Here is a 16917-nt window from a genome sequence, read left to right as displayed (position 1 = left end):
GCTTTTTAAACACACCCATCAAATCAATAAAATCAACAACTTACAGTTGGTCTCGTTTTTGCTCTACTATGCTTATACAAAACAAGCATAAATAACAAACACAAAGGACTAAACATGAGCTCATCAACTGTATCTAGCATTACAAAACCACTTTCGCTTATTGGCGGCATTTTATTATTAAGTGGCTGTGTATTTCATATATCGCCAAGCGTTGCCTCAGTAAAGCAAACTCAACAGCTATCACTGCCAAGCAATAATCTTGAATATTTAAACGTATTAAGCGGTGCGGGTAGCCTTGAAATAAAAGGCTCAAAAACAGCCACCAGCATTAGTGTTGATGCCACCATTTACACAGCCGATATTGAAGACGAATACGAGCTAACGCTCGAGCAAGACGGTAAACAGGCAAAGCTTGTTGCCCAAAATAAAAGCCGTAATGGTATTAGCTTTTACAATGGTCAGTCTCCACATATTGATTTAGTTGTTACTGTGCCAAGTAATCTAAATTTAGATATTGATGATGGCTCAGGCGACATTTTAATAAATGCTATGCAAAGCAATATTGATGTAAAAGACGGCTCAGGGAATTTAACTATAAGCGGTGCTAAAAACCTAACTGTTGACGATGGCTCAGGTGAAGTAAACTTTGAAAATATCGCGGGTAATCTAGAACTAACCGACGGCTCTGGCAGTATTCATATTAACAACGTAAGCGGCAATGCAACTATTGACGATGGTTCGGGTGAAATGCACGTGAGCAACATAAGCGGTTCGCTAAACGTTGAAGATGGATCGGGTGATTTAGTGATAAGCCATATAAGCGGTGCAGTTAATGTTGATGATAACTCTGGCGACCTGCTTATTGAGCATATTGGCTCAAGCGTAACAATTGAAGACGGTTCGGGTAATATTCGCGTTAACCATGCAAAGGGGCTGACTATTACTGAGTCGGGCTCGGGCGATGTAAGTATCGATAATATTAGCGGTTCAGTAAAAGTAGCTGACTAACTCTATTTAACCGTTATTCAACTACCCTTTAATATACTTTATGCCCTATCAATCAGGGCATAAAACACTCCTCTCAAAGTATAAATGATTCAAAAGTAGCACTGTTTCGCATTAACTATTTCCCAAAACAATACAAAAGTACTTATTTGATTTATTTTTTTGCTTAATAGCTAATTTGGGTACATATTAATATTCAACTTTTTAAAAGGATATTGATATTATGAAATGGAAGTTATTAATTTTAATTACTGCTTTATTCACCCTCGTAGCATGTGGCTCTGGAGGATCAGACTCTAAAACAGTAGCTAAACCGGTCAGCACTAACACAAAACCTATTGCGGTTATTACCACCGAACAATCGGGGTTTAAAGTAAATACCACCCACGTTTTTAGCGCTGCACAAAGTAGCGACCCCGATGGCGATGCACTCACCTATCAATGGCAATTAACCAGCAAAAACGAACAAGTAGAAATACCGATTACGGTTAATAACGAAAGTACCGTTGAGTTTTCAGTATCTGATGCACAAGAATACCAATTAGTATTAACCGTGAGTGACGGTAAGCTTTCCAGCACACCGGCACAAAAACAATTCACCGTTACTGCAAATACCCAACTAATAGCTAACGCAGGTAGCACACAAACCGTTAAGCAAGGTGATGTTGTGCTTTTAAATGCCGCGCAAAGTAGCACAACCAGCGGCGCAATTAATCAATACAAATGGCAGTTTATTACTAAGCCTGTAGCAAGTAATGCAACGCTTGAAAATGCGACTCAAGTAAAAAGCCAGTTTGTTGCCGACGAAATAGGCGAGTTTAAAGTTGAGCTTACCGTTACTGATTCACAAGGTGATACAGCAAGTACTGTCGTACTCATAAAAAGTGAATCGCTTAATTCTAACTCATCGCCACAAGCGGTTATAAACGTAGAAAATAAAACAATTGCCCCAAATGAAGTTGTTACACTTTATGGTAACCAAAGCACTGATCCCGATAAAAACGATACACTTAATTATGCGTGGGCAATTACAGCAAAACCCCAGGGCAGCACGCCAGCTCTTTCAAACATGCAAAATCATACCGCTGGGTTTTCAGCGTCAACAGCTGGAGATTACGCGCTTTCACTCACTGTTACCGATCAACAAAACGAAAGTGATACCGCATCAGTTACTTTAACTGTTACCACAAGTAATAAAGCCCCCGTTGCAACACTTGAATCCGAACGTGATATTACGTTAAACGAATCTACCACTTTGCAGTGCCAACAATGTAGCGACCCTGACGGAGATACACTGAGCTATAACTGGCAGTTACAAGCTAAGCCTGTAAATAGTGCATCACAACTGACTAACAGCACATCAGCAACACCCTCTATTGTTGCCGATAAAGAAGGCGACTACGTTGTAGTGCTTACAGTGTCTGATGGGCAATTAAGCTCAAACCAAGCAACCTCAGCACTGCATGCCAGTAGCAATAAAAAGCCTATCACTTTGGTAACTTATGAAACCTCTATAACGGTTGATGAACAAGTTTTACTTGATGCCTCGACTAGTTACGATCCAGAAGGCCAACCACTAAGCTACCAATGGGAAATCATTTCGTCGCAAGGCCAAGCAATGCTTAGCAGTAATACAATATCAAAACCAACGTTTAGCTCATCAGTCGAGGGGCAAGTTGTTATTTCGTTACGCACTAACGATGGCGTGCAGTACTCCGACACAAAAACCCTAACAATTGATGTAATACAAAACGCATTGCCAGTAATTAGCTTCACAGGGGAGCAATCACGCTACGATGTAGTGGGCAATGCAGTTAAATTTGATGTAAGCCAAAGTTACGACCCTGAGGGAACCACTCTCGATTACGCCTGGACACTATCAGCGCCTTCAGGCTCGAGCACCAGTTTAAGCAATACAAACCAAAGTATTACCGAATTTATCGCCGATATGACAGGTAGTTACACGTTAACCGTTGTCGCAACTGATGCTGATGGATTTTCAAAAAGTGTGCAATTTTCAATTACAGTAACCAACTCTGCACAACTTACCGGTCGCATTAAAGGGCTACTCACTAATGTGCAAAAAGCGGCTATAAGTAATGCACAGCTAACAATTAATGGACTGCAGTACACTACCAACACAAACGGCTTTTTTGATGAAGAGGTTAATTTAGCACAAGGTGAAAAAATCACCATAACCACCGCAGACGAAAGACTCGCAACCGGGGTATATAACTCTGTAGCAATTACGCAAAGCAACTTTACTGTGGATATAGGCCAAAATAGCATGCCCGTTTTACAAGCTGTTGAGGTTTCGGTATTTGTGTGTGCTGAGTTTTCAGGCCCCGACACCGTTAACTTACGCTTTAACATGGTAGATACACTTTTAGCGTCAGATAGCTTTCAATTTAGCTTTGATCAAACAAAACCGCTTACTTTACAAAAAAGCGGAAGTACTTACCTCGATAGCGAATTGGATATCGACCTACCTGCATCAGCAGAGTTTGAAGTAACAGTAATTGAAACAAACGTTGAAAATACAATAAGCTCAAACATTACTATTTACCATTCTGATTCAGGCCAACCAAGCTCAGCAATTATAAGTGTTTGTAATATTTAGTCTCCAACAAGCCCTTCAACATAAAGTGCTATTTTTAGCCCAGTAGTTATAACCATTAGTGTTATAACTACTGATAAATAAGCAACTTTGAGCCATATAATCCATTGTATTTTATAAGCAGCTAAGCCATTCTAAAAGCCTTGATGTTATTAGGATAAACGCGTGTTAGAAATTGCTTTAATTTACTTAGCAGCAGCCATTGTAGCTGTCCCTATTGCAAAACGAGTCGGACTTGGCTCTGTATTAGGTTATTTAATTGCCGGTATACTCATTGGCCCTTATGCGCTGGGTATTGTGGGCGATCAAACCGATGTAATGCACTTCGCTGAATTTGGCGTAGTAATGATGCTGTTTTTAGTGGGCCTTGAACTACAACCTTCGCGTTTATGGACATTACGCCACTCTATTTTAGGGCTTGGCGGCTTACAGGTTGTGCTATCGGCAGCGGCTATATTTGCATTTTGTTATTGGTTTTTTGCCATGCATTGGCAAACCGCACTCGCCATTGGTTTAATGCTCGCGCTCTCCTCTACCGCTATTGTGCTGCAAAGCCTTGAAGAAAAAGGCTGGCTAAAGCAAGAAGCCGGACAAAACGCGTTTTCGGTATTGCTGTTTCAAGACATCGCAATTATTCCTATTTTAGCCCTATTGCCACTGCTTGCATTTGCCCCGCAAACTAGCACAAAAGAAATCAGCGACTCGATTATTGCAAGCTGGCCTGTATGGCAACAAGTATGTGTATCGGTTGCGGTTATTGCCGCTATTATTGCCGGCGGTAAATATGTATCGGCGCCGTTATTTAGATACATTGCCCAAACACACATGCGTGAAATATTTACTATTTTTGCACTGTTTTTAGTGGTCGCTATTGCACTGGTTATGCAAAGTATTGGTTTATCGCCTGCTTTGGGGACTTTTTTAGCCGGCGTTGTACTTGCCGAGAGCGAATTTAGACACGAATTAGAAGCCGATATAGAGCCTTTTAAAGGCTTACTTTTAGGATTATTTTTTATAACTGTAGGCGCATCAATTAACTTTGAACTGCTATTTAACGAGTTTAGTACCGTTATAGGCTTAGTAGTTTTACTTATTGTAGTTAAAGCCTGCATTTTATTTGCCCTTGCCGTTACCTTTAAAATTAACAGCAAACAGCAGTTATTATTTGCCTTAGCGCTTGCCCAAGGGGGTGAGTTTGCCTTTGTATTGTTAAGCGTAACCACTACGCTCAGTATTTTAACGCCCGAGCAAACCAGCCTTGTTACCTTAGTTGTGGCGGTATCAATGCTAATAGCGCCGTTATTACTTATGGTTTATGAGCAAATACAAAAACGCAGCAGCAGTGCTCTGCCTGAGTTTGATAAGCCAGAGCAAATTAGCACCGCTAAGCACGTAATTATTGCGGGCTACGGACGTTTTGGCCAAATTATGGGGCGTTTACTGCACGCGCAAGGCTACGAAATAACCGTACTTGATCACAGCCCTAGCCAAATAGAATTACTACGCCGTTTTGGCAATACCGTATTTTATGGCGATGCCGCACGCCAAGAACTCCTTGAAGCCGCAGGCGCGCACACTGCGCAAATGCTGGTAATTGCAATTGATAACCCCGATAAAACTATTGAGATAATTAAGCTCGCGCATAAAAACTACCCGCAGCTTAAAATAGTTGCTCGCGCAATCGACCGCCGCCATGCGTATCAGTTACTTAATTTAAAAGTAGATGCGTTTAACCGCGAAACCGTCGACTCAGCTATTAACCTTGCCGTAGAAGCACTCGAGTTACTAGGTAACACTAAGCAAGATGCAGAGCGTGCTGGTAAGCTATTTAGAGACCACGACCGCGCTGCAGTACTGCAACTTGCTGCATTATGGGGCGACGACGCCAGCTACGGCGTAGCAGTGCGCCAACGCATGGAAGATTTAAAACAAGTGCTGCAACAAGATAAACAAGCACAAAGCGATTTAAATACCTGCGATAGCGGTGATTGTGAAGATGGCCTAACAGAGCTAGCTGATAGACCCAAAAAGCCTGATGATGCTCATCTTGAGTAGTGTTAAGGCTTTTATATTTGTGCTGTTGGCAATAGCTGGCAGCACATAAACTTGGGATATGATTGTTAAACGCTCTATTAAGCCTGTAGCTATCACTGCGACGAACATTCAATCCCTAAATAATTTTTAATAATATTTTTGTTTTGTTAAATCCTTTTTCCAACGACGATAACCTCTTAAGAAGCTTTCAGCATCAGTATTTTCGCCGAATGTGTTATTATTTTTTTCTGAGCATTCTAGTAAGTATTTTTCCGCAACGGCCTGCAATGATTCCTTTTTATCTATAACCCATTTAAATTCAAAATCCGTGTACTTAGTAATCTTAGACACGTTTATACAATGATCGAACTGCTTATCTTTTCCGAAGAAATCTTCAGATAAATTAGTTTTTCCTCCGCTAATCATATGAGCTCTAAAACAACTCGCGACAACAATTAATAACTCAGGAGGGGGGTAGAACCCTGACTCTATAAGATGTAAAAAACTATTTAACGGGTTACTATCTATTTGTTCACACTCAATTACATTATGTGATGAGTTTTCCCTAAGCATATTCCAGCTATGTTCAAACTCTGAATAGTATGGAAACTCATTATGTTTATAGGAAGCTTTTAAAATTTCTCTCACTTCCACTACATCTTCAAGTGTATTTTTATAAGCGCCTGCAAAAAAACATTTCCCTTGAACTAACTCAGTCAACTCATCAATATCCATTTTTTCACCCTAATTTAAACACTAATAAAACAAGACAAATACAAACAGTAACTGTTGAAACATTCTCAACTCTCACTACGCTTAATAGTTTCATAATCAACTTTTCCATAACTAATTAGCCTCTTTATATTGGATTAGTTTCCATTATGATGCTTGACTAAATATAGTCACGGACAGGATACTGAATGATTGTCCGTTTAAAGAAGCAAAAAGCCATTAACTCAATTAATGAATGAGTCTCTAGCTTTATTTTTTATTATAAAGATGCTTTAAGTCTTGGTCGCGTACCGATATTAAGTAACGTATGTTTTATCAAAAAAGAACCTCCGGCGATATGTTAACTTTGAAAATACGAAAAAAGGTATTTGATTAGGTTATATCTGTGGCAGGAATTTAGGGAAGCTCTTTCAGTACTACTTGTAGCTCATAGCCTGTCATTCTTTCAGCTATGAGCTACTACATTTAAAAACGCTAAAACCTAGTGGTGATGCCCGCCTTGAATAGCCTCGCCCTGCTGGTTGTAAAAACCTGTGGCGCTGTGCTCTATAAAACCAAGGTTTATCATTTTAGCTAAAAATGGGTCACCTTCGTTATCGCCAATGTCAGCGTAATCGGTGGTTTGAAAACGATCCCACTGTGCAAATTGAGCAGTAATTAATGGCATCTCAGTGCTTACATTATTAAGGCTAAGTAAGGTAGTTGTTTGGCTTTTTTTGTTACTAATACTAAATGTTTTTACTAATTTTGAATGCGTAAAAAAGGCAAGGTTAAAGTCGTTGCCATTTTCGCTCAGTGTATAGTTTTTTACCTCATCACAGCCTGTGCCTTGTGTGCTTACTAGGGTCATTTTTTCGATTAGGTGGTTATCCACCAGCTGGTTTTTAGCACTCCAGTTTTGTACGCCGCGTACCTCAGATGGTTGGTATTCAATACCGCGTTGCTGGGCGTTAAAGTAACGTATTGGTCGTATTTGATTATTAGCTAAGTGCTGCCAAAGTTCGGTTATTACTTCACTTTGATGCGCTACTTGCTGGTTGTTTCGCCAAAGGGTAAGTGACTCGCTACTTTGCTGCGCTTTATGGCTGTTGGTAATTTTATAATCCGCTTTTAAATGCTTGGCATCAATATCACATTGCGAGGCAAAGCTACTTGTACTTACAAGCGTGGCAATTATTAATAACGCTTTTTTCATTTAGCTATCTCTTATTTATATTTCAAGTTTATGGCAATAACATAACGATTATAAATGTCAGTTTAATGACAAAAACCCCGCAAAGTAGGCGGGGTTTTTTATTTAGATATATTTAACTAAATTTATAACTAGCCCGTATTTATTGCGCTAGTTTTTCGTCTGCTGTTTTTACAAAGTCAGCTGCAAAGTCCATTACATGGAATAAAAAGCTTTGCTCGTTTGTGCCTGTTACCAAGTGTGCACCTGGTCCCATTGCATAAACGCCAACATCTTCACCGGCATGTGTTTCTGAGCCAAGTGGTACTAACGACTCTTGGTGAAAACCCGGTGTTGTTGTATCAACATCGCTCAAGTCAACACGCCCTGTTACCGGTGCGGCTAAGTAAGATGCATCGGCATTGGTTTCATCGCCTAAATCTCTGTAACCTAAACCATTAGTGTAGCCAACAGTTGTATAAGGCATATCGTCGGCGGCGAGGCTTGGCTCAGTTTCGCCCACGGCAACCACTTTACCTAAAATTGGGTTACCGCGTTTAGGGTAACCGGCAATGGTAAATACATGGCTGTGATCGGCTGTTACAACTATTAAAGTTTCTTCTGGGTTGGTGTTTTCCATCGCCACTTTAACGGCTTTAGCAAGCTCAATAGTGTCGTTTAACGCGTTATAAGCGTTACCCGCATGATGCGCGTGGTCAATTCGACCCGACTCAACCGTTAAGAAAAAACCTTGCTCGTTGTTATCAAGCACGTTTATTGCTTTTTCGGTCATTTGTGAAAGCGAAGGTTCGCCTGCAACATCGTTTGCACGGTCAGCTTCGTACTGCATGTGGGACTCGTTAAATAAGCCAAACACTTTAGTGGCGTCGTCACTTATTGCATCAAAACCGGTTTGATCCATTACGTAAGTGCCGTTTGGATATTGCGTTTTCCACTCTGCAGTTAAGTCGCGGTTATCGGTTCTATCCCCTTCAACAGCACTTACTGCATCGGCTGAATTAAACGTGGCATCTTTTGGTAAAAAGTGACGACGACCGCCGCCCATTACTACGTCAATACCGTCTACATCAACACCACTAAAGCGTGCTTCTAGGTTGGCTTCAAAGTTAACCAGTTGCGATGCAATGTCTTCACACGTTGCGGCACTTTCTGGCATATCGGAGATATCTTCCCAGTTGCGCTCTGCCGATTTAGCATACGTTGCAGCTGGGGTTGCGTGAGTGATACGCGCTGTAGAAATAATCCCTGTTGCTTTGCCTGCAATTTCAGCAAGCTCTAACGAGGTAACAAGTTCGTGTCCTTTGCCTGAAGCACAATTACCGCGTTCAACCGCTTCATCTATACCTAAAACGCCCGCGTCGGTTTTAACACCCGATGCCATTGCGGTCATAGTGCCTGCCGAATCTGGCGTTTGCGCATCTACGTTGTATGTTTTTACAAAGCCCGAAAAAGGCATAGTTTCAAAGCTTAACTGGTGCTCTTCACCCATTTCGCCTTCTAACTGACCCGCTAAAATACGTGCTGCGGTTATGGTAGAAATACCCATACCATCGCCCACAAATAAAATAACGTTTTTAGCTTTGCCTGATTCAGTAACAATGTTGCTACTTGCTGTTTGTGCAGCACCTAATTTTGTTTGTGCTTCACTAAACCATGCATTACTAGTAAGCGAGGCTAATTGCTCGTTTGTGAGCGACGTTGCAGGTGCATTACACACTAAATTAGTTGAGTTAACTTCGTCGCTGTCTAGCACGTCGTTATTATTGGTATCTGCGCCTACTTGAGTCTCTACACCGCCATTAATGCACTGCTCAGAGCCCACTGCAATAGCGTTATCTACTGCGATAATATTATTTTCATTTTTGTTATCGTCACTCGAGCAACCTGCTAGCGCGACCATTACTGCCAAAGAAAGTACCGTTAATTTGTTCATGTTAGCCGCCATTATTGCTGAGTTAGTTCAAGAGCTTGATTAATTAGATGAAACACTACGTTTTGTTCAATTACGCCTTGTGCTAGCTGAGCACCGGGGCCTTTTGCATGCAGTGAAATATCTTCACCCGCGTGTGTTTCTGAGCCCATTGGTACAGTTGCTTCTTGGTGAAAACCTGGGGTCGTTGTATCAACGCCATTTAGCTCAACACGCCCTGCAACAGCAGCACTTGTGTAACTTGCATCCGCATCAGTCTCACTGCCCAAGTTTCTAAAACCTAAACCATTTGCGTAACCTACTGTGGTGTACGGCATATCGTCGGCAGCTAGGCTTGGTGTCGTTTCGCCTACTGCAACTACTTGACCCAAAATTGGATTGCCACGCTTAGGGTAGCCTGCAATAGTAAATACATGGCTGTGATCGGCGGTTACTAAAATAAGGGTTTCTTCTGGATTGGTGTTATCTACCGCTGCTTTCACGGCTTTAGCAAACTCAATGGTGTCGTTAAGCGCGTTGTATGCATTACCCGCATGGTGCGCGTGGTCAATTCGACCCGACTCAACCGTTAAGAAAAATCCATTATCGTTTTTACCAAGCACTTCAATTGCTTTAGTGGTCATATCGGTAAGCGAAGGCTCGCCCGCTACATCGTTTGCGCGGTCAGCTTCGTACTGCATGTGGGATTCGTTAAATAAACCAAATACTTTAGTTGCGTCATCTGCAATTGAATCAAAGCCTGTTTGATCCATTACGTACGTAGCATCTGGGTATTGTGTTTGCCACTCAGTTACTAAGTTGCGCTCGTCAGTACGGTCGCCTTCTATAGCACTTACTGCGTCTGTTGAGTTAGCTGTTTCGTCTTTTGGTAAAAAGTGACGACGACCGCCACCCATTACAAAATCCAGACCGTCTACGTCGGTACCTACAAATCGTGCTTCTAGGTTTTTTTCAAAGTTAACCAGTTGCGATGCAATGTCTTCACAGCCACCCGTTACGGCATCTTCTGGCATATCTGATACGTCTTCCCAGTTACGGTCAGCCGATTTAGCATACGTTGCAGCAGGAGTTGCATGAGTAATACGTGCTGTAGAAATAATACCGGTAGATAGCCCTTTAATTTCAGCTAATTCGGTCGCGGTAATTAGCTCATTACCTGCTACTGTTGAACACACGCCGCGTTCAATATCTTCATCTACACCAATAACGCCCACATCGGTTTTTACACCCGAAATAATAGCCGTCATCGTGCCTGCTGAATCTGGCGTTTGAGCATCTACGTTATACGTTTTAACTTGTGCAGAGTATGGGAACTCTTCAAAGCTTAAATAACCTTCTTCGCCAGATTGGTTATTACGCTGCCCTTGCAAAATGCGCGCGGCAGTAAGAGTAGATATACCCATACCATCGCCCACAAATAAAATGACGTTTTTAGCTTTAGTGGCTTGTGTAGCCTGCGCTTGTGCTGTTTTTGTTGTTAGTTTAGTTTGCGCAGCGCTATACCAGCTGCTGTCTGTTTGGCTTTGCGGTAGTACATCAGCATGGCTCACTGCGCTAAACGTTAACGTTAGCGCGATTGCCGCAGCGACTTTTTTAATTTTCATCCGTAATTCCCATTGTTTAGTGGTTATTTTTTTGAAATGTGTAAACACAAAAAAGATCAACCGCTGCACTATAGAAAACAGATGTGACTGATAAAGGTAATTTTAATGAAAGTAAAATGACTAAACTATTACAAAGATAAGTCACAAAAAAAACGCAACGTGTAAAACGTTGCGCTTATTCATTCAATAAACGTTATTATTTTTATTAACGACCATCTTCAAACGAAGCTGTTGCAGAAACTTTGCTCCAACGCCCATCAGTGTATAAGATCGTTGCCTCAGCTTTATTGATTCTAAAAGATCTTATCTTAAAAGAACAAGATGTTCCTGATGTACCACATGAAGACGCTGCATTAGACCAAATCACACTGTCAATATCAGAACCATCACCTACCACTCTAAATACTGCAGTTGCCTCTCTTTTACCATAAATAAGAGCTGTACAATGATTCGCTGTAAATTGATCGTATGCTTGAGTGTCAACATAGCATTCCATTTGGTCCGCACTTGCTTGCACAGAATACATAGACGCTAAAGCAATACCTGTTGAAATTAATATAGTTTTCATTTTTTGTCCTTAATAATTGAACCTAAATAGGTACAAAAAAGATAGAACAGCAACACCTAATTGTACAATTAATTTACAAAAAAACCTAAAAAGCATACAAAAGGATTGTTTTAATCAAAAAAAGCGCAACGTGTAAAACGTTGCGCTTGTAGGGAAATTATTAAGAGAATTATTTAAATATTAAAAACGTGCTTTAAACGATACCCCAAAGTAGCGCTCTGCATCACGTGGGATTTGGTAACGGAAGTTATCGCCACTGTAGGTAGTTACGTAGCTTTCGTCGGTTAAGTTTTTAGCAATAAGCGACACTCTAAACGCGTCATCTTTAAACGATAAACCCACACTTGCATTTAAAATACCGTAATCTGGTAACAAAGCGGCTGGGTTAAATTCGCCTACGTTGTCTGGTAGGTCTGAGTATTGCTCGTCGGTGTAAATGTAAGAGCCATTTATATGTACGTTAAAGCCATGGTCGGTTTCAATAAAGTAGTCAGCCGTTAGTGAGTATTTTAAATCTGGCGAAAATGGTACATCTAAACCTGAGCGGTCAGTACATGAACCTGCGGCTACCTCTGCCGGACAATTAAACTCGTCAATTTCAGCTTTAATGTAAGCAACACCACCGGTAAGTGTTAGCGACTTTGTTGCAGCCCACATAAAGTCAACTTCAACACCTTGCGTACTTACATCACCCGCATTGGTTAAGCGCGTAATACAAGTGCCGTCTGAACAGTCAAAGTTGTTAGCTTGAAAGCCTTCAATTTCGGTTCTGAAAAGAGCCATGTTAAATACAAATTCGCGGCTTGCGTATTTGTAGCCTATTTCATAAGCGTCAGACTCTTCAGGTGCTATTTCGCGGCTGTCGGTGTCTGGATTAAAGTTATAATAAATATTAAAACCAGGGCCTTTGTAGCCTTGCGAGTAAGTGCCGTATACCATTTGGCCATCGCCTAAATCGTATTGCATACCTAAACGACCCGATACGTTGGTTTCTTCGGCTTTGCCTTCATCATCTGTATTAAGTGTTGCTGGGCGCACGCCTACACCGGTGCGGCCATATACATCATTACTTACACGACGATGCGTGTACGACACTTCATCGTCGGTGTAACGAATACCAAATAATACGCGTAAATCTTCAGATAAATCGTAAGTACCGTCGGCAAAAGCGGCCCAGTTGTTAAATTCTGTGCTCATAAAAGCAGTGGCCGATACAATATCGTTTGCGTTACAGCTAACACCTAGGCCTTGTGTGTAACCTTCTAAATCAGCAAGCGCTGTATCAAGTTCAGCGCCCGATAAGTTATTTTGCGCGTAAAAAACCATTGCGCTATCAAGCTGGCCACCATTATTTTGACAACTAGCATCGCGAGTAAAGTTACGTTGTGAATCCATGTTCCAATAAAATAAGCCAGCAACATAGTTAAATGGCCCAGCTAGGTTTGATGTAACTCTAAATTCTTGCGAAAACTGATCCCATTGCTGTGCACCTAAATCGTGTAATTGAAACGGCGCGTCAAATACCGGCTCGCTGCTGTCGCCTGCAATAGAGGTAAAGTCGCCTTCACGGTACTCTGTATTATCCCACGAACGCTGCGCTGTAATTGAAGTATATGTATAGTCGCCAATTGTTTTATCAACCTGTACCGAAAACGCGCTATGTTCGTCAATTGTGCGCGACTCGTAATCGTGATCAACGCTGCGTTGGTCTAAATCAATATCGGCTGCGCCATCAACTATACCGTTACTGTTTGGTACTGATTTTGAATCTGGATTACGGCCACTTGGTAGTGCTTCTAAGTCGGCACAACAATCATCGTCAGCGTTATAAAATTCAGCAATAAATTTTACGCTTAAGTCATCCTCTGGCTCGTATTTAAATACAGCACGTGCACCTTCACGGTCGTAACCGTTTACTTTTTCGTTGTTGTAAACGTTATCAATGTAACCGTCAAATTTACCTTTAAATACCGTTAGGCTTGCCGCTAGGTCGTCGGTTAAACCGCCGCTTATAACGCCTTTAAAACGGTATTCGTTATCTTGATAAAACGAGGTTTCTACGCTGCCTGTTGTGTCGTACGAGGGATCTTTTGTTGTTATGTTTACCACACCTGCTGAGGCGTTTTTACCAAACAATGTACCTTGTGGCCCGCGTAATACTTCAATGCGGTCTACGTCGTATAAATCGGCAAATGCTTGACCCGAGCGCCCAAGCACCACGCCATCAACAACAGTTGCTACACTTGGCTCGGCAGCAATACTAAATGAAATAGTACCAATACCGCGCACTGTTAGCGCTGAGTTACGGGTTGTGGTGCCTTTTCTAAAGCTAACCGAAGGAACAAGTGACTGTAAGCCTTCCATGTTATTAGCAAAAGCTGAATTAATTTGATCGCTATTAAGTACCGATACCGCAACAGGTACTTCGTTTAAACTTTGCGTTCTTTTTTGTGAAGTAACGACTATTTTTTCAAACGTATCGTTTTTAGCTGTTTCTGTTTTTTGTTGTTCTTGTTCGGTTTGCTCTTGCTGCGCATGTACCTGCGCGCTAAGCGCTAAACCGGTTGTCATTGCTAACGTGACTGCCAAGCTTAAGACGGACTTTTTAGCTCTCATGTCATTCTCCATATTGTGCGTGTGTGCTGTGTGGTACCGCGCTAGCAATTGTGTGTGTTGCTAATAAAGCGGTGTCAGTGTGTGGTACTTTCCTTAAAGCTCTTATATCTTATATAAGAGCTTTAAATTTAAACAAACTATCTTACTAATGCAAACATTATGTGAATTAAATGTGATTTAAGTTTGGAATACAGAATATAGCCGCAGGTTATGCGGCGTTTTTAGCACCAATACGCGCTAAGCTATTTTCGTAACGAACCTGCCAACGACGTACACTCCACCAGCTAAGCACTAAGGCTGTAGACCATACAGCAGCTAAACTTGGTGCAAAGTACACACTGGTTCCACCAACCAATCCGAGTGGCGAAAATAATATATATAAGCTAACAATCAAGCTTACTAATACAATTGCGCAAGGTAATGCATATTTCCAAGGATTAAGGTCTACCTCAGCTTTGCGTGTAAATTGCCATGGTGTTTTAAGTGGTTTGTAGTAACCAATACCCAGCATTATCGCCAATTCAATTAAGAACAAAATGGCGTAAATATGAATAAAGTTAATGTCTACATCCCATACAAATTTAAGCAAGGTGTAGGCAATAATATGGAATATAATCGCGACTTTAGCGCCCAGTGCAGGCACTTTTCGAGTAAACAAACCTACCAATACAATTGTGATGACCGGAATGTTGTAAAAGCCTGTAAACACACGAATTATGTGCCATAAACCTTCAGGCGCAAACATCAATAATGGCGCAGTTATAAACGACAATATGGCAATAACAATACTAGTAATTTTGGCTACTTTTATAAGTTGGCTGTCTGTTACCTTATTTTTTTTCATCGGCTTATAAACGTCTAAGCAAAATAAGGTTGCCGCGCTATTGAGCAGTGAATTAAATGAGCTAAATACAGCACCTAGCAATACGGCCAAAAAGAACCCAGATAAATACTGTGGAAGCACTTCTTTCACTAAATGTGGGTAAGCTAAATCGATAGTGGGTAGGCTTTCGTGTTTATAAAGATGGTAAGCAATAACGCCTGGGATCATCATCATAAACGGTACTAACACTTTAAAGTACCCTGAAAACAACACGCCTTTTTGCCCTTCTACTAAGTTTTTAGCGCCCAGCGTACGCTGGATCACGTACTGATTAGTACCCCAATAAAACAAATTAGCGAGGATCATACCTGTAAAAATAGTGCCAAATGGCACGGGATCATCCTCGCTACCAATAGCGTTGAGTTTTTCTGTATCGGTGTTTACAAGGGTGCTTAACCCTTCTGAAAAACTACCGTCGCCTAGTGCTATCAAACCTAGTGTGGGCACTAGAATACCAATAATTAATAACCCAACACCGTTAATGGTATCTGATACCGCAACCGCCTTTAAACCGCCAAAAACAGCGTATATAGCGCCAACTGAGCCCACTGTAATAATGGTCACAATCAGGCTTGCTTCGTAACTCATATTTAATAAGGTAGGAACATCAAACAGCCTAAGTACGGCTATTGATCCTGAGTACAAAACCGAAGGGATCGTTATAAAACAATACCCTACCATAAATAAGATCACCGTCATGCGGCGTACGGTATCGTCAAAACGATCTCGTAAAAATTCAGGCAAGGTAGAAAACGCACCCGCTAAATAACGAGGCAAAAAGATCAACGCCATAATGATGGTTGATACTCCCGCGGTTACTTCCCAAGCCATTGAGCTTAGGTTGTAACCATAGGCTGAGCCATTGAGGCCAATTAGTTGCTCTGCTGATAAATTTGTGAGGATCATCGACCCTGCTATAAACGTACCCGTTAAACCACGACCCGCTAAAAAGTAGCCATCTTGGGTGTTAACTTCCCCTTTGGTTTTTTGGTACGAGATATATCCCACCAGCGCCATAAACGCCAAGCACGATAGCAGTGTCATGGTAATGTTCATACCTTCCATCTTGCGCCCCTTTTAGCTCACTTTACTCGGTAAAAAGTAAGCTAATATCTTTATTATTGTGTGTTGTATGTGTGTAGTGTGTGTTTTTTATTAAGCCGAGATTTATTTAGGCCATGCTGTTAATTGGCTCATGTCTTGTTCTGTGTGTTGAACCTCTGGGCCAAGCATTAGGCTGTCGCCTTCGCGTACAAATACTGCCATTTCTTCAAGTGCGAGTGTGTGTTCGTAGTACTTACCACCTTCGTAAGATTGTTTATCAGGAAAGCGAATCCAGTTGCCTTGTGGTAAATAAAACTTCACTTTACCGTTTGGCACGACACACGGCACTACTAACAATTTTTCACCGCACATAAATTGCTGATCAAAACTATGCGCTAGCACATCATCAGGAAATGCTAAAACCATTGCACGCTGAATTGGTAAGCCAGTTTGCTGTGCTTGTATGGCACTTTGCTCTAAATAAGGAATAAGTTGGTAGCGCAATTTAAGTGCTGCAAATACCGCATCACTTGCTTGCTCTGTGTAAGACCAAGGTTCGCGAGGACCAATACCATGTAAGCGCATATGTGCGCTAAATACCGAGGCTTGTGCCCAGCGCACGTAAAGTTCTGCGTCGCGGGTGTCTTTGTAAAAACCACCAATGTCGGTTGCAAAAAATGGCCCGCCCGACA

General features: G+C 41.5%; 11 protein-coding genes. 3 read left to right on the top strand and 8 right to left on the bottom strand.

The features are described from left to right. Positions 1-114 precede the first annotated feature (114 nt). The 3 genes from L656_RS0107835 to L656_RS0107825 all read left to right on the top strand — a co-directional run bounded on the left by L656_RS0107835 (position 115) and on the right by L656_RS0107825 (position 5677). On the top strand, positions 115-1008 hold the full coding sequence (locus L656_RS0107835) for a hypothetical protein (RefSeq protein ID WP_024598776.1): 894 nt from the start codon (positions 115-117) through the stop codon (positions 1006-1008). A gap of 220 nt (positions 1009-1228) precedes the next feature. Further along, positions 1229-3625, top strand: coding sequence for a PKD domain-containing protein (locus L656_RS0107830; protein ID WP_024598775.1), 2397 nt, complete (start codon positions 1229-1231; stop codon positions 3623-3625). Between the two features lie 162 nt (positions 3626-3787). Then, the gene (locus tag L656_RS0107825) at positions 3788-5677 is read left to right on the top strand and encodes a monovalent cation:proton antiporter-2 (CPA2) family protein (protein WP_024598774.1); all 1890 of its coding nucleotides are present in this window, start codon (positions 3788-3790) and stop codon (positions 5675-5677) included. Between the two features lie 126 nt (positions 5678-5803). On the opposite strand, the gene L656_RS0107820 is transcribed toward L656_RS0107825, so the two are convergent. The 8 genes from L656_RS0107820 to L656_RS0107785 form a co-directional block, all read right to left on the bottom strand. Next, positions 5804-6391 (bottom strand): hypothetical protein, encoded by a 588-nt coding sequence (locus L656_RS0107820; RefSeq protein ID WP_029750689.1) that lies wholly within the window; start codon positions 6389-6391, stop codon positions 5804-5806. 478 nt (positions 6392-6869) lie between these two features. Then, entirely contained in the window at positions 6870-7583 is a 714-nt protein-coding gene (locus L656_RS0107815) for a hypothetical protein (RefSeq protein WP_024598773.1), read from the bottom strand. A 139-nt stretch (positions 7584-7722) separates the two neighbouring features. Further along, positions 7723-9513: an alkaline phosphatase gene (locus L656_RS0107810; protein WP_024598772.1), complete on the bottom strand. Its 1791-nt coding sequence runs from the start codon at positions 9511-9513 to the stop codon at positions 7723-7725. A gap of 11 nt (positions 9514-9524) precedes the next feature. After that, positions 9525-11114, bottom strand: coding sequence for an alkaline phosphatase (locus L656_RS0107805; protein ID WP_024598771.1), 1590 nt, complete (start codon positions 11112-11114; stop codon positions 9525-9527). Between the two features lie 205 nt (positions 11115-11319). Then, positions 11320-11682 carry a hypothetical protein gene (locus tag L656_RS0107800; RefSeq protein ID WP_024598770.1) on the bottom strand — a complete coding sequence of 121 codons (363 nt, stop codon included), beginning with the start codon at positions 11680-11682 and terminating at the stop codon, positions 11320-11322. Between the two features lie 180 nt (positions 11683-11862). Then, positions 11863-14298 carry a TonB-dependent receptor gene (locus L656_RS0107795; RefSeq protein ID WP_024598769.1) on the bottom strand — a complete coding sequence of 812 codons (2436 nt, stop codon included), beginning with the start codon at positions 14296-14298 and terminating at the stop codon, positions 11863-11865. A gap of 208 nt (positions 14299-14506) precedes the next feature. Next, complete coding sequence (locus tag L656_RS0107790; RefSeq protein ID WP_024598768.1) at positions 14507-16246, bottom strand: solute:sodium symporter family transporter; 1740 nt, start codon at positions 16244-16246, stop codon at positions 14507-14509. A 102-nt stretch (positions 16247-16348) separates the two neighbouring features. After that, the coding region (locus L656_RS0107785; protein ID WP_029750688.1) for a TIM-barrel domain-containing protein at positions 16349-16917 on the bottom strand (569 nt) is incomplete at its 5' end.

The sequence above is a fragment of the Pseudoalteromonas sp. TAE56 genome, from assembly GCF_000497955.1.
In the GTDB taxonomy this organism is placed as follows: domain Bacteria; phylum Pseudomonadota; class Gammaproteobacteria; order Enterobacterales; family Alteromonadaceae; genus Pseudoalteromonas.
Note: the sequence above shows the minus strand (reverse complement) of the source record. Positions and strands in the feature narration are given on the sequence as shown.